Genomic DNA, 22,648 nt, shown 5'->3' on the forward strand with positions numbered 1-22,648 from the left:
CGTACTAACGATGGATAACATAAGGAATTGAATCATGAGCGGAAAACCAGCGGCGCGCCAGGGGGATATGACCCAGTACGGTGGCCCGATAGTCCAGGGCTCGGCGGGGGTGCTGATAGGCGCGCCCACAGGCGTGGCGTGCTCGGTGTGTCCGGGCGGCTACACTTCCGGCAACCCGGTAAACCCGCTGCTCGGTGCAAAAGTACAGCCCGGCGAGACGGACCTTGCCCTGCCCGGCCCGCTGCCGTTCATTCTCTCCCGCACCTACAGCAGCTACCGGACGAAGACGCCTGCGCCGGTGGGCGTTTTCGGTCCCGGCTGGAAAGCGCCTTCTGATATCCGCCTACAGCTACGCGATGACGGACTTATACTCAACGACAACGGCGGGCGGAGCATTCACTTTGAGCCGCTGCTGCCGGGGGAGGCGGTTTACAGCCGCAGCGAGTCGCTGTGGCTGGTGCGCGGCGGTAAGGCAGCGCAGCCGGACGGCCACACGCTGGGGCGGCTGTGGGCGTCGCTGCCGCCGGATATCCGGTTAAGCCCGCATCTTTACCTGGCGATGAACAGCGCACAGGGGCCGTGGTGGATACTGGGCTGGAGTGAGCGGGTACCAGGCACGGAGGAAGTGCTTCCAGCGCCGCTGCCGCCGTACCGGGTGCTGACCGGGCTGGCGGACCGCTTCGGGCGCACATTAGCGTACCGGCGCGAGGCCGCAGGCGACCTGGCCGGGGAAATTACCGGCGTGACGGACGGTGCCGGACGTGAGTTCCGTCTGGTGCTGACCACGCAGGCGCAGCGGGCGGAAGATGCCCGTAAACAGCGCACTGCTTCGTTATCTTCCCCTGACACTCCCCGCCCTCTCTCAGACTTAGAGTTCCCTGACACACTGCCCGGTACCGAATACGGTACTGACAGCGGTATCCGTCTTTCAGCGGTGTGGCTGACGCACGACCCGGCATACCCGGATAGCCTGCCCGGTGCGCCACTGGCGCGGTATACGTATACGGAAGCCGGTGGACTGATGGCGGTATATGACCGCAGCAATACGCAGGTGCGCGCTTTCACGTATGACCCGCAGCACCCGGGCCGGATGGTGGCGCACCGTTACGCGGGAAGGCCGGAGATGCGCTACCGGTACGACGATGCGGGGCGGGTGACAGAGCAGCTGAACCCGGCTGGCTTAAGCTATACCTACCAGTATGAGAAAGACAGCATAACCGTAACGGACAGCCTGAACCGGCGTGAGGTGCTGCATACAGAAGGCGAGGCCGGGCTGAAGCGGGTGGTGAAAAAAGAACAGGCAGACGGCAGCGTCACCCGCAGCGAGTTTGACCCGGCGGGGAGACTGACGGCGCAGACGGATGCGGCGGGACGGCGGACAGAGTACGGTCTGAATGTGGTGTCAGGGGATATCACGGATATCACCACGCCGGACGGCAGGGAGACGAAATTTTACTATAACGACGGAAACCAGGTGACGGCGGTGGTATACCCGGACGGGCTGGAGAGCCGCCGGGAATATGATGAGCTGGACCGGCTGGTAACGGAGATATCGCGCAGCGGGGACGTCACCCGGTATGCATATGATAATCCACACAGTGAATTACCGACCGCAACAGCGGATGCGACGGGCAGCACCCGGCAGATGACGTGGAGCCGCTACGGGCAGTTGCTGGCGTTCACTGACTGCTCCGGCTACCAGACCCGCTATGAATATGACTGCTTTGGTCAGATGACGGCGGTCCACCGTGAGGAAGGTATCAGCCTTTACCGCAGCTATGACAACCGTGGCCGGTTAATCTCAGCAAAAGACACGCAGGGCCATGAAACGCGGTATGAGTACAACGCCGCAGGCGACCTGACCGCTATTATCACCCCGGACGGCAACCGGAGCGAGACAGAGTACGATGCGTGGGGAACGGCGGTCAGCACCACGCAGGGCGGGCTGACGCGCAGCATGGAGTACGATGCTGCCGGACGTGTCACCACGCTGACCAACGAGAACGGCAGCCACAGCGCCTTCGGTTACGATGCGCTGGATCGGCTGGTACAGCAGAGCGGCTTTGACGGGCGGACGCAACGTTATCATTATGACCTGACCGGAAAACTCACGCAGAGTGAAGATGAGGGGCTTGTCACCCTCTGGTTCTACGATGAATCGGACCGTATCACGCACCGCACGGTGAACGGTGAGCCGGCAGAACAGTGGCAGTATGACGAGCACGGCTGGCTGACAGACATCAGCCATCTCAGTGAAGGCCACCGTGTCGCTGTCCACTACGGCTATGATGATAAAGGCCGTCTCACCGTCGAGCGCCAGACGGTACATAATCCGGAGACGGGGGAACTGCTCTGGCAGCATGAGACAGAGCACGCATACAACGAGCAGGGGCTGGCAAACCGCGTCACGCCGGACAACCTGCCGCCGGTGGAGTGGCTGACGTATGGCAGCGGTTACCTGGCGGGAATGAAGCTGGGCGGGACGCCGCTGCTGGAGTACACGCGGGACAGGCTGCACCGGGAGACAGTGCGCCGCTTCGGCAATAGCGCATACGAACTGACCAGCACATACAACTCCGCCGGACAGCTACAGAGCCAGCATCTGAACAGCCTGGTGTATGACCGTGACTACAGCTGGAACGACAACGGACAGCTAATCCGCATCAGCGGCCCGCGACAGACGCGGGATTACGGCTACAGCTCCACGGGCAGACTGGCGAGCGTACGCACGACCACATCAGACCTGGACATCCGTATCCCGTATGCGACGGACCCGGCGGGCAACCGGCTGCCGGACCCGGAACTGCACGCGGACAGCACCCTCACGGCGTGGCCGGATAACCGCATCGCGGAGGATGCGCACTATGTCTACCGCTACGATGAATACGGCAGGCTGACGGAGAAGACGGACCGCATCCCGGAAGGGGTTATCCGGATGTACGACGAGCGGACGCACCACTACCATTACGACAGCCAGCACCGCCTGGTGTTTTATACGCGGATACAGCATGGCGAGCCGCTGGTCGAGAGCCGCTATCTCTATGACCCGCTGGGCCGCCGGACAGGGAAACGGGTGTGGCGTCGCGCGCGTGACCTGACGGGATGGATGTCGCTGTCGCGTACACCGGAGTTGACGTGGTATGGCTGGGACGGCGACCGCCTGACGACGATACAGACCGACACCACACGTATCCAGACGGTCTACCAGCCGGGGAGCTTCACGCCGCTCATCTGCATCGAAACAGAGAACGGCGAACTAAAAAAAGCGCAGCGCCGCAGCCTGGCGGAGAAGTTACAGCAGGAAGGGAGTGAGGACGGTCACGGTGTGGTGTTCCCGCCAGAGCTGGTGATGATGCTGGACAGGCTGGAGGGAGAGATACGGGCCGACAGCGTGAGCCGTGAAAGCCATGCATGGCTGGCACAGTGCGGGCTGACGGTGGAGCAACTGGCAAAACAGGTGGAGCCGGAGTACACACCGGCACGCTCACTGCATCTGTATCACTGCGACCACCGGGGACTGCCGCTGGCGCTCATCAGCGAAGAAGGCAATACGGCGTGGAGCGGGGAATATGACGAGTGGGGAAACCAGCTTAACGAGGAGAACCCACATCATCTGTACCAGCCGTACCGTTTGCCGGGACAGCAGTATGATGAGGAGTCGGGGCTGTACTATAACCGTAACCGGTACTACGATTCGTTGCTGGGGAGGTATATCACACAGGATCCGATAGGACTGAAAGGAGGATGGAATCTGTATCAGTATCCATTAAACCCAACTGTATATACAGATCCCTTAGGGTTAGATATGCAGGAAGACATGTATGCCTTAATCATCCTTGGTACACCTGGCGCTGCGGCTGGTTCTCTGATGGCAACTGCTGCAGACAATTTCGCAAGATCAGCAGTCGATATAGTTGGTAGAGATCAAATTCACAACGGTTCCGGTGATGCTTTGAGACATTGTTATTGGACCTGTCGTATGACTAAGAGTTTTGGGCCATTCAGAGCATATCTTATTGGTTTAAATCACGAAATGGCTGGTAATCGAGCCACCCCGCCTCAACCTGTAAAAGAAGCTAAAATGGATATGAAAAATAATAATGTAGGCATATCATGTGGTTTGGAATTAAAGTCTTGCACTGAATCATGCGTCGAAAAATATAACTCTGGTGGATTGTATGGTTTAGGAGGTGATAAATTATCACCAACAACAACTCTTCCGGATGGAATTTATTGATGTTTAAACGTTACATATGCATTTTTTATTTTTTATTTTTTATTGTTCTTGTCTGGTCATTTATAATTTATAAAAAACAGATTTACCAACCGCTCAGTATTAATGGTAGGTCTTCTCGTGGAGATGTAAGTAAAATGATTTCACTTATGGATAATAAAAGTATAACTAGAAATGGTGAGTATATTAAAAGAGGAGATGCATCTTTCTCAATAATTAGTATAATGAAAATGGATACGGTATGTGGCAGTGTTGATGTGATATTGTCATTTTTTAACGATGAACTAGTAAGTGTAAAATATGTAAATGTCTCAAGGTATCATATTTCAAGTGGAATTTGCTTGAGTAATATTTCAAGTAAAGGTGAAGTTTATGGGAGTGATATCTCCATAAAAACGCTGTTTAAAGAAAATAATATTTATTATGATATTGTATTTAGTGATAATGTTATTGATCGGAAAATAAATAAATGGGTAAGAAAATGGTCGTAATAGTATAAATGACCCTTGCTAAGTAGAATGTGTTGATTTTTTCTAAATGCCAACAAAGGGAACAGATTATATCATAGAAAGATCCAGCGATAGAGGGTTTTGGTGAAACGCATCTCGATTTTTTGAAGCAATATGGTGATTTTGAAAATGGCATTTCTGTTCACGACACCATTGCCAGAGTTGTAGCCTGTATCAGTCCTGCAAGATATCACGAGTGCTTTATTAACTGGATGCATGACTGCTATTCCTCAGATGATAAAGACATCATTGCAATTGATGGAAACATCACAGACCGATATGGCGTAGCCAGACAGAGTTTTAATAAACATGCCCTGCCAAGGTTGGCCGAAAGTGGAGCATTATTCTATACAGCTACATAGGTAGGTTTTATGTATAAGTCAACAGAATCTCACTCTTTTACACTTGGTGCTGTAATTTTAGATTTTTTGAGGACGGCCAGATTTTCAGAGAAAAAATAGCTACATATACATATGACACAAGGCTTTTTCATGATCTAAATTTGTTTGGTGAGACAGCAGAAGATATTTTTAAGGTTTTACATGAGGTTTTTAATGTTGAATTGAATGATTTTATTTTTGACGAGTATTTTCCTATGGAAATTTCTGAAGATGTAGCCTGTATAGATAACTTGGAAATGCTCTTGTTTTTTAAGTTTGATATTTTTTTAAAGAATATTTTTAAAAAACTAGCGGGCAAAGTTGATGAAATATATGATAAGTACGAACCGATTACACTTCATATGGTTGAGGAAAGTATTAGAAAAGGGCGATGGGTCAATTTTATTGGATGATACGCATTAACACCATTGTTATCTTCTGATTTTTCTTTCTGGAAAAACCAAATGATGATAATTACAAGAAAGTATGGTGTATTGGTGTTGTCGATAAAAGTAATAGTTCGCATGATGTTAATGTCGGTGATTATAGGGATGAGAGCGTTGTTAGGTTTAAAAATATTAATGATGTGAGATTCGTAATGCTCGAGCGATTACCCTTGGAACCATCAAGTGATATTCTCAATTAATTATTATATCAAATTGACAATGCAATAGCATTTAAGATGAGTGTGTTATTTATTTTTGATTAAGTAGCAAAATAAAAGCTGTTGTTAGAGTATAAAATTCAATGAACAAAACCCGCATTAAATATCTACAAAAAATGGTATCATTTGATGATGGCATATCCCAAACTATTATATTGGTTAATAAGCACTGGTATCCCCAAAAAGCACCAGTAGTGATATTGTTTGCACAGATTGGTAAGGCTATTGCAGGAAATTTCTGTCGTCTCGACAAAAATCAAAAAAACGCCATCTTCAAGCATATTGAAGAACCTCAATGACGAGTTGGCGACGGCTGTAGCAACAGGTCTTATAGAGGCAATCGTCACTAAGGCTGACAACAACTTTTTACTCGCCAGAGAGCTGGATACGATTTGGGGAGTGAAATCAAAGGCCCATGCTTTTGCATGGAGAAATCATGGTCAAAGTTAATTCGTTCAGTACAAATTATTATAAACATGAAATCCTTACCCCCCAAAAAATTAATTACATATCTAATCTTATAGTCAGTTGGTAGTAATTGTTATGTTCAAAAGGAATAGAGATGAGCGAAAAAAATATTAATAAAATATGTCGAATGTTCTGGGGGCTAATCGGATGCCTCTCCTTTATGCAAATTAGTGTGTGGTTGCAAAAAGAGGATCTTATGGGTTTGTCAGAAGTGAGTGGCTGGGTTGCAGCTTATGTCTTTTTATATTTCTTCGTTTTCTCAATTATTGATTCCGGTATCGATAATATGGCATCCTTCCATCAAACCTATAATCAACAGAACTTAAGTAAGTCTTTTCTTGGTGGTTTTATTAAAAACAAAATGAACTTTTCTAAAGGATACAAATTGATGTTTAATGTTGGGTTTTTATTTATGTTATTTTTTAGGGTTAGGAATGGTTTTTTTTAATAACTAATAAACAGTTCTCAGAAGAGAGTGAACAATGAGTTCATCATCCTGAATGTTGTACGAGATATGGCGACAGTTAACTTAGTATAATGATAGCTTAAATGCTATTGTGGATTATATAAAATGAATACATTATTTTTCATATTGACACTCACTACATTCTCTCCTAATGCGGCGTTATGTCCCTCGCAAACTTTTGATAAAGCCGACATCGCGATGGACACGCTAACATCCTGGCGAGCCGTAGACGATTTCTATACACGTTATCGCAATTGTGATGATGGTTACATCCTCGAAGGAACGTCAGACCGAATTGCGAGACTGCTGGTTGATGAATGGTACAGACTTGAGGAATTATCACCTCTAATTAAAGCCAGACCACCTTTAGCGGATTATATCCTTAGTCATATTAGCACGTATACGGATAAGGAAGACCTTGAAAAACTGCAATTTCTCTCTTCCAGTCAGTGTAAAATAGCTAATCAAAAATTTTGTGAACGACTTCATTTTGCGACTGTTTTGGCGTTAAAGGAGCAATTTAATGAAGAAAAAGAACCACCAGATAAAGACAAACGGATTGGACCTGATAATTATCAGCCAATGTCACTTGATGCTGTGTAACGGGGTACTGTGGCGGAGTCAGCATGAAGGGATTTAATTATATTCGACGGGTAAAAATATTTTTTGTTTTTATAATTTTCAATATCATGTTGCTTTCGAGTGTTAATGGATAAAAGACTTGAAGCTATTCAAAACGGTGTGCCTGATGATGAAAAATAGAGCGCTTTTATCGTAACGGGGAGTTCTTCACATACCAGCGCTCCCCGTCTCAACCGTTATCCTATTGCCAGAAAATCACTCACCCAACATATGCGGCCACAACCCCAGCGTCGTGCGGGTAATCTGCATCAACGTGTCAAAACTTGCGCCTTCGCGAGCGCTAATCGACATGCCCTGCAATACGCAGCTTAAGAAAAGCGCCAGCTCATTCACATCTTTCCCGGCCGGAATTTCACCTTTCTCCTGACGATGCTGTAAAAACTCGCGCAGGGTTTGTTCCTGAACGGCGTGGCGGGATTTAATGGTTTTGGCTATCTCTTTCGACGACGCCGCCAGCGCGGCGGACGTGTTAATCATAAAGCAGCCCGCCGGAGTGTCTTTACTGGTATAGCAGGTCGCGACAGCGGTGAAGTAATCCTTCAGCGCCTCATCCACACGCTTGTCATCACAACAGAGCTTCGCTTCATGTTTAGCAGCGAAGTGAGCGATGTAGTGATCGAGAACGGCGCGGAACAGCCCCTCTTTATTCACGAATTCTGCATACAGGGTAGGTGCTTTTGCGCCCGTGGCCTCTACGAGATCGGAGAGTGACGTGGCTTCGTAGCCATGCTGCCAGAAAAGCGTCATTGCTTTATCCAGCGCTGCTTCCCGGTCAAATACTTTTGGTCGACCACGGCCCTTTTTAGCGCAACTTTGCGTCTCAGTTGTCATAGTGCCGTTGTACCTCTTTCGGTTTTAGTGAACGCTCATTATAAAAATAATCGCTTCAGGCTGCCAGCGGTGAATTCCCAAAAATAAATAATTCATATGGGTATGAAAAATAGGCTGATTTTAATTATTTAAATGATCGTTATAAAAATCATGTTGACGAGTGATCCAGATCTCATTATCATTACCTTATCGATCGTTAAGTTAATAAAGTTTGCTCTACATCATAGTTCATCTGCATAGGTCATAATCATGAAAAACGTAAAAACTCTGGCTCTCGCCGCTGTTCTGAGTTCTCTGTCATTCGCAAGTTTCGCTGCGGTTGAAGTTCAATCTACCCCGGCGGATCAGCACAAAGTCGGTACCATCGCGGCATCAGCAGGCCCGAACCTGGCTTCTCTGGAAGATCAGCTGTCTCAGAAAGCAGACGAAATGGGCGCTAAATCGTTCCGTATCACTTCAGTAAGTGGTCCGAACAACCTGCACGGTACGGCTGTTATTTATAAATAAGCATTAACTCCCTCATTAATGCCGTTTTAAATAAGCCACTGCCATAAAAAAGCCCTGAGTGATCGCATCACTCAGGGCTTTTGCCTGTCTGGAATCAGCGTTACATCGACTGCTCTTGCGCAACATGATGGCGGGTGACGTCAACCGGCATGCCGGAGCGCAGCTCCATCGCATAGTTCATCACATCCGTATTCGTCTGTGCCTTCTCTTTAAACGCACTCATCGTCTCATTCAGCACAATAGGCTGCGTTTTCGGGTCATCATCGATATGTTTTGACAGCGGCTGGTGAACTTCAACCAGATGCACGCCGCCCGGTTCAACCGAGGCTTTAATCGGCGTGTTGATGATATTCACTTTGGTGCCCGGCGTAACTTTCTCAAACAAGTTGCGGATATCGCCATCGCGCAGGCGAATACAGCCGGAGCTGACGCGCATGCCGATACCAAAGTCGGCGTTCGTTCCGTGCAGCAGATAAACGCCGCCCTGAGCCGCTAAGCGAATGGCGTGATGTCCCATTGGGTTATCCGGCCCGGCGGGCATCACCGCAGGCAAAATTATGCCCTGTGCTTTATAGCGCGCGCGAATGTTTGCCGTGGGTGTCCAGGTCGGGTTGGCACGTTTGTCCGATACGGTGGTCACCATGGTTGGTGTTACCGTATCACCACCTAACTGACCAATGCCGATAGGGTAGACGGTAACCTTGTTGCTTCCTGGCGGGTAGTAATAGAGGCGTAATTCCGCCAGATTGATGACGATACCTTCACGCGGCACGTCCGGCAAAAGCGTTTGTAGCGGAATGGTCAGTACGCTGCCTGCGCGCGGAACGTAGGGATCAACGCCAGGGTTTGCCTGCAATAACGCCAGGAAACCGACGTTATACTTTTTAGCGATTGCCTCCAGCGAGCCGCCGTCATTCTCAACCACATGATAGCGGTTTTCCCCGACGAGACGGCTACCGTTGGTTGGCAGCGGCCAGGTGTTGGCTGAAACGGGCAGGCTCCACGCAACGGTGGCGGCAAGCGCGATGCCCATTGCCCAACGCGAAACACGTCTTTGTTTACTCATCATGTTCATCCAGTTAACAAGTCGCTAAAACATAAACGGATATTATGATTGCTGGAAGTGTCGGGAAGTGAAGGGTGATTGCAAGTATGTGTAAATGTTTCGGATGAGGCAGCCCTTGCCGCAAGGGCTGCCAGAGGGTTCAGAACGCCATTTTAACCGTGAATTGTACTTCTCGCGGATCGCCAATCTGGTTGCCCAGATTATTGGTGGCGATAGACGACGTGTAATAGGTCTTATCAAACAGGTTCTTAACATTCACCTGCAGCGTGACGGGATATTTCAGCTTCATTTTGTACGCCGCGAAAACATCGGCTACCGCATAGCCCGGCAGGTAATAATCCGCGCCGTTGGTGCCGCTGCGGCGGCTCACCGCGTGGCCGCCACCGCCGACGGTCAGCGTATTGCTGTCGATAACGTTGTTGAAGTCATAGGTCAGGAACAGCGAACCGGTATGGCGCGGCACGTTTGGCAGTGGTTTACCCGCGTAGTCCGGGTCTTCCAACACTTTCGCATCCGTGTAGCCATAGCTGGCAATCACGTTGAGGTTTTCGGTCAGTGAACCGGCAACATCCACTTCGACACCGCGCGAGCGCACTTTGCCTGCGGTTTTAGCGACAGTTTCGTCACCCACGTCTTCGGTGTAGAGCACATTTTTCTTATGAATATCAAACAGCGCGATGTTGGCGGTTACGCCATCGAACAGATCGAATTTCGCACCCAGTTCATAGGCGGTTGACTCTTCCGGTGGCAGGTTGCCGATATAGCTGGCGATGGATGACTGCGGCATAAAAGCCTGTGACACGTTGCCGAACAGCGAAACCGAGGGCGATAGCTTGTAAACCAGGCCAAATTTCGGCGTCAGTTTTTCATCGTGGCTGTCGGTATTGACGTTAAACGGACGACCTTTCCCGGCATATTGCGTGTAGTACTGGTAACGCGCGCCCGCCACGGCAATCCATTTATCACTCAGATATAACGCGTCCTGAACGTAGGTCGCGTAGCTCTCCTGTTTGATGCGCTGATCGCTGTCGGATTCAGACACGGTGGTGCATTTTCCCACTGTTCCGTATACCGGATTGTAGATATTGAATCCTTTAACATTCTTACAGCGAATCATATCCGTGCGCAGCAGATCGTAATTTTCATACGCCACGCCGGTCAGAAGCTCGTTATAGAAACCGCCAATCACAATATTGCCCTGAAGATCCGCCCGCGTGCTGTGCATCCGCTGGGTTGAACCCTGCGTGGCATCGACGCGACGCGTCAGGTCGCCGGTGGCAGAGTCATAGGCCGTCACGCGCGCCTGGTTATCGTCATATTTATCCTGGCTGAAACTGTAATCAAAACGCGCCGTCCATTCGGAGTTGAGGCGATACTCGGCATTTAGCTGCGCCAGATCCGACTCACCGTTGGTTTCATTGTAAGGCTCATCGAAACGCTCTTTGCGCGAAACCTTCACCGCATGCCCGGTGTCGAGGTCGAAAATGGTGCCGCGATCGAACGGTGTACGATAGTTGCGGTGCGAGTAAGACACGTTAACCGTCGCATCATCGCCAAACCAGGTCAGGGAAGGGGCGATAAAGCTGCTTTGCTCCTTGCCAAAATTACGCCAGTAATCTTCATGCTGATATTCGCCGATTAACCGATAAGCCAGCCGCGTGCCTTCAATCGGGCCGGTCACATCAAGCTGCCCGGTACCGCCGCCGAAGCTGCTGGAGGTGGCGGAAATCTCGCCTGCAAATTGTTGTTCCGGACGTTTGGTCACGACGTTAATCAACCCGCCAGGGTCGAGAATGCCGTACAGCGTAGAGGAGGGGCCTTTCAGCACTTCCACGCGTGAGGTGGCGGCGTTGAAGCTACGAGGCAACACGGTACGCAGGCCGTTGGTCATAATCGAACCGTCGCGGTTGGCGCCGAAGCCTCGACGGGTAAACGCATCCTGCGTGCCGCCAAGCGTATTGGTTTGCACCACGTTGGCGACGTTATACAACGCTTCATCAAGCGTAGTGGCATGCTGATCGGTAAGTACCCGATCGCTGACCGTATTCACAACCTGCGGAATATCCAGCATCGGCATCGATGTGAGCGTGGCGGTAGAGGTGCTTAATGGTTGATAGCCGTCGGTCACGTTTTTATCGGCCTGTGCGACGCTTGCGTCGACCGTCATCGTCTCTTCCGTCGGCTTTTGCTCGGCGGTGGCCGCGTTGACGGAAGGGGCGGTTGTCACGCCAAGGAAGAGTAGTGAAAAAAGCGCGTAGCCATTTTTGCCCGTGAACGACGGGGTTAAGTGTGTCATCTGTCTGTTTTCCCATAAAAAAGCTGCCTTATCTGGCAGCTCAAAATCACGAAAAGTCATTTCCCGGAATCGCATGGCTTACCTGTTTGCGATCGTGAGATACGCTCAGGTTTGTAATTGAGAATCATTCAACCATGCGGGAATGTAGTAGTAAATGATTATGGTAATAAAAATAGAGGGGCGTGATTCGCACCGAAATTGGCGGCGGTAAGTGGAGGGGAAAGAAAATATATATCTGATAAATAATGCATTACTGACTTTGTGAACGGCATTGTGTACACGATGTAGCCGTAAAGCGAGCTGAAGATGTAGCGCTATTGACTACTACATTACGACGCTGCATGATCAAAAGAGAATGAGATTTATTACAATTTGAAGCCAGGCCGCAGTGGCCGGAGAGTTAAACCATGCCACAACGGCAATCACCGCACGCCGAACAAGGCATTGTGCTGAAATCGTTATGCGCGGGCTATGGCAGCCAGCGTATCGTCAATGATATCAACCTTACGCTTCCTGCCGGGAAACTCACCGTTCTGATCGGCGCTAACGGGTCGGGAAAATCGACGCTGTTATCGACCATCGCGCGGACATTAAAACCGCAGGGCGGAAGCGTACACCTGAACGGGCGCGACATTCATCAACAGCCCACTAAACAGGTCGCCCGACAGATGGGCATTTTGCCGCAGTCACCGATCACGCCGGAAGGATTAACCGTTTTTGAACTGGTCTCAAGGGGACGCTTTCCCTGGCAGGGGCTGATTCGCCAATGGTCTGATGATGATGAACGCGCGGTGACAGACGCGCTGGCTCTTACGGGCACCGCTGCTCTGGCGCACTTACCCGTTGAGAGTCTCTCTGGCGGGCAGCGTCAACGCTGCTGGATAGCGATGGCGCTGGCGCAGCAGACACCGACCATTCTGCTTGATGAACCGACGGCGTGGCTGGATCTGCGTTATCAGGTGGAGATCCTGCAACTTCTGCAACGCTTAACCCGCGATCATGGCCGCACCGTGGTCACCGTTCTGCACGACCTCAATTTCGCGGTCAATTACGCCGATACGCTGGTGCTGATGAAACAGGGACGGGTGGTTGAGGTGCTGGACGACCTGACCCGCTGTACGCCGGAGCTGATCCGCCATGTGTTTGATGTGGACGTCGAGATGATGATAAACCCGCAGAATGGCAAACCGTGGTTTATGCCTTTTCGCGCAGTGGCGGACCGCGCATGATGGCGGCTTCGTCGATCGCCCGACACCCTTCTTTGCGTCGTGCAACGCTGGCAGTTGTGCCCCTTACGTTGGTGCTCGTGGCGAGTGCGGTAATCCATCTTGGCTTAGGGGCGCGGGCCATTTCCCCGCGCACGGTGGTAGAGGCGCTGCTGAGTTACGATCCGCGCAATTTTGACCATCGCATTATTGTCAGCCTGCGATTGACGCGTCTTATCGCCGCGCTGCTTACCGGCGCGGCGCTGGGCGTCGCCGGGATGCTTCTGCAAACGATTATCCGCAATCCGCTGGGCGAGCCGCATATTCTTGGGCTGAATGCCGGTGCCACGCTGGCGGTGGTGATCTGCTCGGCGTTGGGTGTTTCTTCGGCGCACTGGGGCGTGATGCAACCGCTGGTAGCGGCCTGCGGCGCGGGTGGATTATTCGCGCTGGTGATGTTCACCGCCAGCGCCGGGCGCAGCGGCCCGACGGCGATGAAAATCACCCTTTGCGGTGTGGCGCTGTCAGCGTTTGCGTCGGCGGTAAGTGCGGCGATTCTGATCCTCGATGAACAAACGTTGCAGGCCATGCGCACCTGGCTTGCGGGCGATCTGGCGGGCGTGAGCCAGAGCGTACTTCGCATTGCCGTGATCCCCATGGCAACAGGCCTGCTGATGGCAATGCTACTGGCGTCGCGTATCGCCCAACTGGCGCTCGGCGATAACGTTGCCCGCGGGCTTGGCGTGAATGTGACGCGCACACGTGCGTTGTCGGTTGTCGCCATTGCGCTGCTGTGCGGCGGCGCGGTGACGGTCGCCGGGCCCATTGGCTTTATTGGCCTGGTGGTGCCGCATATTGTGCGCTATCTGGCCGGACACAACCTGCGCAGTGGCTTACTGCTGGCTATGCCGGTGGGCGCCGCGCTTTTGCTGATTGCCGATATCTTTGCTCGCTGGTTGCTGGCGCCGCAGGAGCTGGCGACGGGGGTAATGACCGCGCTGGTGGGCGCACCGCTGTTTATCCTGATTGCCGTGAGGTTTTTCAAATGAATCACGTCATTGCACGCGCTGGCTTTCGTCGATTATCGCTGGGCGTATTTCAGCGGCTGATCCGCCCGCGAGCGTTAAAAATTGCGGCGACACTGGCGGCAATTATCGTAATGTTGATTCTCTTTGGCGTCACGCGCGGGTCGTTACCCATCCCCGCCAGCGCTATCGGGAAGGCGCTTTTTATGCCCGAGGCGCTCGACGCGCAGCAGATAACCATCGTGCGGGATATCCGCCTGCCGCGCCTGCTGATGGCGGTACTGTGCGGCGGCATGCTCGGTATGGCGGGGGCGGCGATGCAATCTATTACCCGCAATGGCCTCGCCGACCCCGGTTTAATTGGCGTCAAAGAGGGAACCAGCGTGGTAGTGCTCACGCTGATTTTGCTGTTTCCGTCCATAGGGTTGGTCTGGCGTCCACTCGCCGGGATGGCGGGCGGGCTGCTGATTGCCCTGCTGGTGATGGTGCTGGCAAGGGATCTTTCGCGCCCACGGTTTATTCTGGTGGGTATTGGCGTGTCGTGGGCGCTGTCGGCGGCGATGGGGATTTTTATTACTACGGCGGATATTCGCGATGTGCAAACGGCGATGACCTGGCTTGCCGGAAGTTTGCACGCCGCGACCTGGCCGCTGCTGCTGGTGGCGCTGGTCTGGGCGCTGCCTGCGATGATCATTCTCTATCTCACCGCCCGGGCGGCAGATGTAGCACTGCTGGGCAATCAGGTTGCTAACGGGTTAGGTGTGAATATCATGCGTTTAACCTGGCTGCGGTTTTTGGCACCCGTCCTGCTGACCTCGGCGAGCGTTTCCTGCGTCGGCAGCCTGGGATTTGTGGGGCTTATGGCCCCGCATATGGCGCGATTCTGGCTGCGCGGCGGGCAGGTGGCGTTGCTGAGCGGCAGCGCGCTCATCGGCGCGCTGCTGGTACTGGTGACCGACACGGTTGGACGGCTGGCTTTTGCCCCCTTACAAATTCCGGCAGGCATTGTGATTTCTCTGTTTGGCTGTCCCTTTTTCATTTTGCTGTTATGGCGTCGTCGCGACGTTTTATAAGGACTGAATCATGCGTTGGTTATTACTCATGCTGGCAGGTGTGGTGGCATCGGCAGGTGCGCAAACTCAACCGTTTACCGACGATCTCGGACGCGTGGTGCAGGTACCCGTGCATCCGCAGCGAATTGTCTCTCTTCACGATTTGGATATCACGATCCCGCTGATTGAGCTGGGTGTGCCGCCAGTCGCCAGCCACGGTCGTACGCGCCCGGACGGCAGCCACTATTTGCGCTCCAGCGCGCAGCTTACAGGCATCGACTTTGATAACAGCGACATCGCCTTTATTGGCACGGCTGATATCGATGTAGAGGCCATTGCCGCGGCAAAGCCCGATCTGATTATTACGGAACCGAACCGGAATGTGCCGGTGGAACAACTGGCGAAAATCGCGCCGACCGTCAGTATCGATCATCTGCTCGGCAGTGCGCCGCGTATTTACAGCAAACTGGCGCAGCTCACCGGCACCCAGGCGCGCCTTGCTGTGCTGGAACGTCGCTATCAGGCGCAAATCGCGCAGCTTAAACAGACGATAGATACGCAGAAAATCACGGTTTCGGTGATTCAGGCCAATAATGGCAAAGTCACCGTGCATCATAGCTATCACACTCTGGGACGCGTATTACGTGATGCGGGCTTCCGCTTCCCGCCGCTGGTTGATGCGATTCCTGACGGGCAGCGTATCGACGTCAGCGCAGAGCAACTTCCCGATCTGGATGCGGATTTTATCTTTGCAACATACCGTTCAGACACGGGGGGTAAACCGCAGGATGAACTACAGGCAATGGAAAAAGTGATGCCGGGCTGGTGTGATTTTATGCAAGCCTGCCGTATCGGTCGTTACATTCTGCTGCCGCGTGAAGAGGTGATTTCCAACTCCTTTGCCGCGTTGAGTCTAATGGTGGCGCAGGTACAATCGCATATCGCCGGGCGGCCAGTGCCAGGAGACGCAAAATGACACGCATGCCGCAACGCAAAGATAAACGCCGGGTCGATCTGTTTGGCGAACGATTACGCCACCGTAGCGCACAGCTTTCTCCGCGCCTGTTGGCCGTCGTGCAGTGGATTGACGACCATCGAGAAGCGGTGCTTGACCACACGGCGATGGAAATCGCCCATGCCACACAAACGTCGGATGCCACCGTGGTGCGCGCCATTCAGGCGCTGGGTTTCGCCGGGTTGCGTGATTTAAAACAGACGATGGCGCACTGGTTTGGCCCCACTATCACCTCGTCGGAGAAAATGGTGTCAACGGTCAGCGAATTAACCAGCGACGTACATTCCAGCATCGACTTTGTGCTGGAAGGGCACCAACGCGCCTGTGAAATGCTGGCCAGCCCACACAACCGTGTCGCTATCGCCCAGGCCGTCGCGCTGCTGAGTGAGGCGCGTCAGGTCGGATTATTTGGTATTGGCGCATCCGGGATCCTTTCGGAATACACCGCGCGCTTATTCAGCCGCATTGGTTTATCGTCTTATGTGCTTAACCGTACCGGCTTCAGCCTGGCGGAACAGCTTATCTCTATGCAGCGCGGTGATGTGCTGATTATGATGGGGCAGAAGTCGCCGCACCGGGAAGGGCTAACTGCGCTTGGCGAGGCGAAGCGTTTGGGGATCCCGGTGATTTTGCTGACCCAGGCGACGGAATCACGATTCAGCGAGCTGTCGCAGGTGGTTATTGACGTTCCGCGTGGCGAAAATGGACGCGTGCCGCTGCATGGCACGGTGATGGTATGCCTTGAAATGCTGGTGCTGAGCGTGGCATCAACCACATCGCAGCGCACTATTCGTTCAATGAAGAGAATCAATGAGTTACACCGGTCGATTGGAAAATCATCAGGTCGCAAATAATTTGAGCATGAGCTCTACGACGTAGACTTGCGCGACCTCTCATTTTTGATTATCGATAGAAGATATCGCGGGTAATACTATTTTCAGCCGTAAAAAATCACGCTACATTAATTATGAGCTTGAGAAAATTCTTAAAACATTCTCGGCTTATTTGGATGTGATGTGGGATGGTTGAAATAAAAGCTTATCAATGATTGATGGGCGCTCGTCCACCGCGTCACTGGACTTTCTCACAGGACGTGAGGTATACACGGATGAAACGTACTCTTCAGTTTGGCCTGATGGCCGCTCTCTTTGCATGCCCTGTATTGGCGAACGCTAATTCAGGGGTAATTCACTTCCGCGGCTCGATTGTTGAAGAAGCCTGCCGCGTCAATCCTGAACGTGATGTGGTTCACGTCTCCTGTTTCCGTGATGGAAAGCAGCAGCGCGAAACGCAATCACTACGTCAGGGCGCACAATTTACCATGATGCAGCATCTCGCGACGGCACAAGTGTATAACGTTGCGGACAATCCTAATTTACAGGTATTACAGATTACATATCGCTAAGCACCGTTGAAGGCGTCGTGGGTAATGGGCAAATTGTTGTTCATTACTCATGGAGCTTTTTATTTATTTAAAATAGATGATGAGCAGAGGATAAAAAATAAGAAAGAAGAGGAGAGATAAAACGAGAATGGTGCGTTCGATTGGACTCGAACCAACGACCCCCACCATGTCAAGGTGGTGCTCTAACCAACTGAGCTACGAACGCATAATGGTGCGTTTAATTGGACTCGAACCAACGACCCCCACCATGTCAAGGTGGTGCTCTAACCAACTGAGCTATAAACGCATAATGGTGCGTTCGATTGGACTCGAACCAACGACCCCCACCATGTCAAGGTGGTGCTCTAACCAACTGAGCTACGAACGCATTGTTGTCGTGACAACGGGGACGAATATTAGCGGCAGCCGCAGGATGTGGCAAGGGGAAAATAGGCAATTTCATGTGACTGGAGAAGTTTTACGCACATCTGGCGCATTTTTCTGCCGTTAGCGATTATTCGGTGACCCGAGTGGCTTTTGGGCGACAGGTGTGATGGCGGTTTGCCGTGTTCGTGTTGAAAACTGAAATGTTATAATATAACATTTATTTTTTTTACGAATGAGGGAATGGCGTTGAAACATCTGGGGAAAATCACACTGACGGTAGCATTGATGACGGCCAGCGCAGCCTATGCGCATGGCGACCATAGCCATGGCGTTCCGCTAACGGCTGCCGAGCAACAAGCGGCGAACGGTATTTTCGAAGACAGCGCGGTAAAAGATCGTGCGCTTTCTGACTGGGATGGCGTATGGCAATCCGTTAACGGCCTGCTGCTGAAAGGCGACCTTGATCCTGTTTTTAAGCAGAAAGCCGCAAAAGAATCGGGTAAAACTGCCGAAGAACTCAAGGCTTATTACCGCAAAGGGTATGCGACCGACGTCGACACGATTGGTATTGAAAATGGCGTGATGGAGTTTCATGTCGGCGATAAGGTTAACGCCTGTCACTACCGTTATGCCGGACATAAAATTTTGACCTACACGTCAGGAAAGAAGGGCGTACGCTATCTTTTTGAGTGTCAGGATGCCGGTTCAGCCGCGCCAAAATTCGTGCAGTTTAGCGATCACACCATTGCGCCGCGTAAATCCGCCCATTTCCACATTTTTATGGGCAACACATCACAGGAAGCGCTGTTGAAAGAGATGGATAACTGGCCGACCTACTATCCGTGGCAAATGACCACGGAGCAGGTCGTTGATGAAATGCTGCATCATTAATGAAAAAGCCGCACGGATGCGGCCTTTAAAGAATTAGCGCGAAGCACGCTGCAATATCAGGCTTGACGGCTGACGCTGTAAAAAGCGCATTCTCAGCATCATCATAATCGCCGCAGAGGTCAGGCCGATAATAAAGCCGAGCCAGAAACCGGCAGGCCCCATTCTATCAACCACCAGATCGGTGAGCGCCAGCACGTAACCGCTTGGCAGGCCCAGCACCCAATAGGCGATAAAGGTGATAAAGAAGATGGAACGCGTATCTTTATAACCACGCAAAATACCGCTGCCGATCACCTGAATGGAGTCAGAAATCTGGTACAGCGCCGCCAGCAACATCAACTGTGCCGCGAGCGTCACCACTTCAGGGTTATCGTTATACAGCAGGGCGATGTGCTCGCGCAGCGACACGGTAAAAATGGCCGTCAGTACCGCCATACAAACGCCAACGCCCAGCCCGGTCCATGCCGATGTTTGCGCATCCAGCGTTGAGCCCTGGCCCAAACGGAATCCCACGCGAATAGTGACAGCCGCCGCCAGCGACATCGGCAGAACGAACATCAGCGAGCTAAAGTTCAGCGCGATCTGGTGTCCTGCGACGTCGACGATACCCAACGGCGATACCAACAGTGCCACTACGGCAAACAGGGTGACTTCGAAAAACAGCGCCAGCGCAATCGGCAACCCGAGTGAAGAGAGACGTTTAAGTACCGCGACATCAGGTTTAACAAAGCCTTCGGTATTGCGGATATCGCGCATCGAGCCGGCATGCTTAACATAGTAGAGCATGCTAATAAACATCACCCAATAGACCGAAGCAGTAGCTACGCCGCAGCCCACGCCGCCCAGTTCCGGCATGCCGAAATGACCGTAGATAAAGATATAGTTCACCGGAATGTTAACCAGTAAACCAATAAACCCCATCACCATGCCCGGTTTGGTTTTCGCCAGCCCTTCGCACTGGTTACGCGCAACCTGGAAGCACAGATAGCCCGGCGCGCCCCACAGCAGTGCGCGTAAATAGCCGACAGCTTTATCGGCCAACGCCGGGTCGATATTATGCATTGAGCGGATGATATAGCCCGCGTTCCACAGAACAACCATAATTAACACGGACACCAGGCCCGCCAGCCAGAATCCCTGACTAACCTGCGCCGCAATGCGCTCGCGTCGGCCCGAACCATTGAGCTGAGCTATGACTGGCGTCAGCGCCAGCAGCAGACCGTGACCAAATAAAATGGCCGGTAACCAGATGGAGGTCCCGATAGCCACGGCGGCCATATCGGTCGCGCTGTAACCACCCGCCATCACGGTATCCACAAACCCCATTGCCGTTTGGGCAACCTGCGCAAGAATAACGGGGATAGCCAGAGCCAATAACTGACGCGCTTCGCTAAAATACTTCTGCACGTTAACACCTATATTTTTTGTTATTTGAGAGACAGAAAAGCCGCCTGAACAGGCAGCAAGAAGATAATAAAGAGGATTGCCAGCTATTGTAGCGGGGATTTGCCATTAAGCCAGTCTAAAAATCGACGTCTTTACGCCGAGGCTGGCAACCTGTTTGGGCAACTGTTATTGTTCGTATCAGAAAATACGGTGTGGCCGTAAGCCCCGCCGGAGTAATTATCGACAGGAGTTAAGTGCATGTTTACTGGTATTGTGCAGGGCACGGCAAAAATCGTGTCCATCGATGAAAAACCAAATTTCCGCACGCACGTTGTAGAGCTGCCGGACTACATGCTGGATGGCCTGGAAACGGGCGCATCGGTAGCGCACAACGGCTGCTGCCTGACCGTGACCGAAATTAATGGTAATCAGATTAGCTTCGATCTGATGAAAGAGACGCTACGCATTACTAATCTGGGTGATGTGAACGTGGGTGATGTGGTTAACGTTGAGCGCGCGGCTAAATTCAGCGACGAAATTGGCGGGCATTTGATGTCGGGCCATATTATGACCACCGCTGAAGTGGCGAAAATCGTCACCTCCGAAAACAACAAGCAGATCTGGTTTAAAATCCAGGACCCGTCACTGATGAAGTACATCCTGTATAAAGGCTTTATCGGTATTGATGGCATCAGCCTGACGGTCGGTGAAGTGACGCCAACGCGCTTCTGCGTGCATCTGATCCCGGAAACGCTGCAACGCACCACGCTTGGCGCGAAGCGTCTGGGCGATAAAATCAATATCGAAATTGACCCGCAGACGCAGGCGGTTGTTGATACGGTCGAACGCGTACTGGCGGCGAAAGAAGCCGCAGCCATCGCAGCCGCGCAGCCGGAAGCCTAAAAAAAATCCCCCGGTGTATGCCGGGGGAGATTAACTAGCGTGCGACGCGTAAACCGTGCTCCACGCCACGCGAGAACACCACCTGCCAGAGTTGAATGTCACGTGCGCGAAATGCCCCCGCGCAGGCGTTCAGATAATACGTGAACATCCGTTTGAAACGTTCCGAATAGTTGTCCGCGATTTCCGGCCAGCTTTCCAGAAAACGCTCATGCCAGGCCATCAGCGTGGTGTCGTAATCTGCGCCAAAGTTGTGCCAGTCTTCCATCACAAAGTGCGGCTCGCTGGCATCCGCAATGTGGCGCACGGAGGGGAGGCAGCCGTTCGGGAAGATGTATTTGTTGATCCACGGATCGACGTTAAGGTCTGTTCGCTTTGAACCGATAGTGTGCAGCAGGAATAAACCGTCAGGTTTCAGGTTCCTGTCGACCACTGAGAAATAGGTGGCGTAGTTTTTCGGCCCAACGTGTTCAAACATGCCGACGGAAACGATGCGGTCAAACTTATCGTGCAGGTCGCGGTAGTCCTGAAGCAGAATCGTGACGTCCAGCCCTTCACAGCGCTGTTGCGCCATTTTCTGCTGTTCAGCGGAAATGGTCACGCCGACCACGCTCACGCCATAGTGCTCGGCCATAAACTGCGCCAGACCACCCCAGCCGCAGCCGATGTCCAGCACGCGCATGCCGGGCTCAAGTTTCAGTTTCTGACAAATCAGATTGAGCTTCGCCTGCTGGGCCTCTTCCAGAGTCTGGGCGTCTTTCCAGTACCCGCAAGAGTACTGCATAAAGGGATCCAGCATGCGGCTGAAGAGATCGTTGCCAAGATCGTAATGCTCTTTACCCACCATCCAGGCACGTTTTTTACTTTGCAGATTAAACAGACGGGCCGCCGCGATGCGCAGCGTATCTTTCAGGTGGCGGGGCAGTTGATTTTCCAGCCCGGCTCGCAGGACTTTCTGGAAGAAAATATCCAGACGCTCGCATTCCCACCAGCCGTCCATATAGCTTTCGCCTAACCCCAGAGAACCTTCCTGCAATACACGTTTAAAAAATTGGGGATTTTTGATCTGCAAGTCTGAGGGGGCGTTACCGTTAATTTCGATGCCTGCCCGGCTTAACAATTCGTTGGTGATGCGGTACCAGTCATCATTCGGTACCCTAACTTCTTCTATACACGATGAGCTCATAGCTTCTCCATCCCGACCCGGTGATCAGAACCTTAAAACAGCGTAGACGCTTTTTAGAGTTTGTGAGAAATCTCACGGAACTTCCGTGAGCCTGCTATCCGACGTAGCACAGAGGAAGGGAGATAACCCTTGCCGAAAAGACCATCCCTGGGGA

Annotated in this window: 20 protein-coding genes, 3 tRNA genes and 1 pseudogene; 16 read left to right on the plus strand and 8 right to left on the minus strand. The window is 52.1% G+C overall.

The annotated features are described in order from the left end of the window. The first annotated feature begins 34 nt into the window (after positions 1-34). The 7 genes and pseudogenes from G163CM_RS05170 (at position 35) to G163CM_RS05200 (ending at position 7,324) form a co-directional block, all read left to right on the plus strand. A complete protein-coding gene (locus G163CM_RS05170) occupies positions 35-4,237 on the plus strand; it encodes an RHS element core protein (protein WP_231827123.1) in 4,203 nt (1,400 codons plus the stop codon). After that, the gene (locus G163CM_RS05175; RefSeq protein ID WP_231827124.1) at positions 4,237-4,725 is read left to right on the plus strand and encodes a YdcD family protein; all 489 of its coding nucleotides are present in this window, start codon (positions 4,237-4,239) and stop codon (positions 4,723-4,725) included. The genes G163CM_RS05170 and G163CM_RS05175 overlap by 1 nt, the downstream gene beginning before the upstream one ends. A gap of 89 nt (positions 4,726-4,814) precedes the next feature. Then, positions 4,815-5,006 (plus strand): annotated as a pseudogene (locus G163CM_RS05180) (transposase family protein); the annotation flags it as partial. Positions 5,007-5,200: 194 nt separating this feature from the next. After that, on the plus strand, positions 5,201-5,536 hold the full coding sequence (locus G163CM_RS05185; RefSeq protein WP_255690498.1) for a DUF1493 family protein: 336 nt from the start codon (positions 5,201-5,203) through the stop codon (positions 5,534-5,536). A gap of 334 nt (positions 5,537-5,870) precedes the next feature. Next, a complete protein-coding gene (locus G163CM_RS05190) occupies positions 5,871-6,086 on the plus strand; it encodes a hypothetical protein (protein ID WP_231827126.1) in 216 nt (71 codons plus the stop codon). A 263-nt stretch (positions 6,087-6,349) separates the two neighbouring features. Continuing rightward, positions 6,350-6,703, plus strand: coding sequence for a hypothetical protein (locus G163CM_RS05195; protein ID WP_231827127.1), 354 nt, complete (start codon positions 6,350-6,352; stop codon positions 6,701-6,703). A gap of 123 nt (positions 6,704-6,826) precedes the next feature. After that, positions 6,827-7,324: a hypothetical protein gene (locus G163CM_RS05200; protein ID WP_231827128.1), complete on the plus strand. Its 498-nt coding sequence runs from the start codon at positions 6,827-6,829 to the stop codon at positions 7,322-7,324. Positions 7,325-7,558: 234 nt separating this feature from the next. On the opposite strand, the gene G163CM_RS05205 is transcribed toward G163CM_RS05200, so the two are convergent. Beyond that, entirely contained in the window at positions 7,559-8,194 is a 636-nt protein-coding gene (locus G163CM_RS05205; RefSeq protein ID WP_015964234.1) for a TetR/AcrR family transcriptional regulator, read from the minus strand. A 249-nt stretch (positions 8,195-8,443) separates the two neighbouring features. On the opposite strand from G163CM_RS05205, the gene bhsA reads away from it, so the two are divergent. After that, positions 8,444-8,701, plus strand: a complete 258-nt coding sequence (bhsA, locus tag G163CM_RS05210) for a multiple stress resistance protein BhsA (protein ID WP_015964235.1) — start codon at positions 8,444-8,446, stop codon at positions 8,699-8,701. Positions 8,702-8,801: 100 nt separating this feature from the next. On the opposite strand, the gene ldtC is transcribed toward bhsA, so the two are convergent. After that, positions 8,802-9,767 carry a L,D-transpeptidase LdtC gene (gene ldtC, locus G163CM_RS05215; protein ID WP_231827129.1) on the minus strand — a complete coding sequence of 322 codons (966 nt, stop codon included), beginning with the start codon at positions 9,765-9,767 and terminating at the stop codon, positions 8,802-8,804. A 139-nt stretch (positions 9,768-9,906) separates the two neighbouring features. Then, positions 9,907-12,063: a TonB-dependent siderophore receptor gene (locus G163CM_RS05220; protein WP_231827130.1), complete on the minus strand. Its 2,157-nt coding sequence runs from the start codon at positions 12,061-12,063 to the stop codon at positions 9,907-9,909. Positions 12,064-12,470: 407 nt separating this feature from the next. On the opposite strand from G163CM_RS05220, the gene G163CM_RS05225 reads away from it, so the two are divergent. From G163CM_RS05225 to G163CM_RS05250, 6 genes are all read left to right on the plus strand, one after another. Then, positions 12,471-13,292 carry an ABC transporter ATP-binding protein gene (locus tag G163CM_RS05225; RefSeq protein WP_015964238.1) on the plus strand — a complete coding sequence of 274 codons (822 nt, stop codon included), beginning with the start codon at positions 12,471-12,473 and terminating at the stop codon, positions 13,290-13,292. After that, entirely contained in the window at positions 13,292-14,317 is a 1,026-nt protein-coding gene (locus G163CM_RS05230; RefSeq protein WP_420851438.1) for a FecCD family ABC transporter permease, read from the plus strand. The genes G163CM_RS05225 and G163CM_RS05230 overlap by 1 nt, the downstream gene beginning before the upstream one ends. Continuing rightward, positions 14,314-15,366, plus strand: coding sequence for a FecCD family ABC transporter permease (locus G163CM_RS05235; RefSeq protein WP_231827132.1), 1,053 nt, complete (start codon positions 14,314-14,316; stop codon positions 15,364-15,366). The genes G163CM_RS05230 and G163CM_RS05235 overlap by 4 nt, the downstream gene beginning before the upstream one ends. Positions 15,367-15,376: 10 nt before the next feature. Beyond that, a complete protein-coding gene (locus G163CM_RS05240) occupies positions 15,377-16,321 on the plus strand; it encodes an ABC transporter substrate-binding protein (protein ID WP_231827133.1) in 945 nt (314 codons plus the stop codon). Further along, positions 16,318-17,214: a MurR/RpiR family transcriptional regulator gene (locus G163CM_RS05245; protein WP_231827134.1), complete on the plus strand. Its 897-nt coding sequence runs from the start codon at positions 16,318-16,320 to the stop codon at positions 17,212-17,214. The genes G163CM_RS05240 and G163CM_RS05245 overlap by 4 nt, the downstream gene beginning before the upstream one ends. 254 nt (positions 17,215-17,468) lie before the next feature. After that, positions 17,469-17,765 carry a hypothetical protein gene (locus G163CM_RS05250; RefSeq protein WP_231827135.1) on the plus strand — a complete coding sequence of 99 codons (297 nt, stop codon included), beginning with the start codon at positions 17,469-17,471 and terminating at the stop codon, positions 17,763-17,765. A gap of 128 nt (positions 17,766-17,893) precedes the next feature. On the opposite strand, the gene G163CM_RS05255 is transcribed toward G163CM_RS05250, so the two are convergent. The 3 genes from G163CM_RS05255 to G163CM_RS05265 form a co-directional block, all read right to left on the minus strand. Continuing rightward, positions 17,894-17,970: transfer RNA gene (locus G163CM_RS05255), tRNA-Val, on the minus strand. Positions 17,971-17,974: 4 nt separating this feature from the next. After that, positions 17,975-18,051 (minus strand) — tRNA-Val (locus G163CM_RS05260). A gap of 4 nt (positions 18,052-18,055) precedes the next feature. After that, positions 18,056-18,132: transfer RNA gene (locus tag G163CM_RS05265), tRNA-Val, on the minus strand. A gap of 239 nt (positions 18,133-18,371) precedes the next feature. Between G163CM_RS05265 and zinT the strand changes: the two genes are divergently transcribed. Then, positions 18,372-19,022: a metal-binding protein ZinT gene (gene zinT / locus G163CM_RS05270; protein ID WP_231827136.1), complete on the plus strand. Its 651-nt coding sequence runs from the start codon at positions 18,372-18,374 to the stop codon at positions 19,020-19,022. Between the two features lie 33 nt (positions 19,023-19,055). On the opposite strand, the gene mdtK is transcribed toward zinT, so the two are convergent. After that, a complete protein-coding gene (gene mdtK / locus G163CM_RS05275; protein ID WP_015964245.1) occupies positions 19,056-20,429 on the minus strand; it encodes an MdtK family multidrug efflux MATE transporter in 1,374 nt (457 codons plus the stop codon). A 237-nt stretch (positions 20,430-20,666) separates the two neighbouring features. On the opposite strand from mdtK, the gene G163CM_RS05280 reads away from it, so the two are divergent. Then, a complete protein-coding gene (locus tag G163CM_RS05280; protein WP_015964246.1) occupies positions 20,667-21,311 on the plus strand; it encodes a riboflavin synthase in 645 nt (214 codons plus the stop codon). A 34-nt stretch (positions 21,312-21,345) separates the two neighbouring features. Here G163CM_RS05280 and cfa read toward each other — a convergent pair whose 3' ends face one another. After that, positions 21,346-22,494, minus strand: a complete 1,149-nt coding sequence (gene cfa, locus G163CM_RS05285) for a cyclopropane fatty acyl phospholipid synthase (protein ID WP_231827137.1) — start codon at positions 22,492-22,494, stop codon at positions 21,346-21,348. Positions 22,495-22,648 lie beyond the last annotated feature (154 nt).

Origin of the sequence: Pseudocitrobacter corydidari (assembly GCF_021172065.1) — a bacterium.
In the GTDB taxonomy this organism is placed as follows: domain Bacteria; phylum Pseudomonadota; class Gammaproteobacteria; order Enterobacterales; family Enterobacteriaceae; genus Pseudocitrobacter; species Pseudocitrobacter corydidari.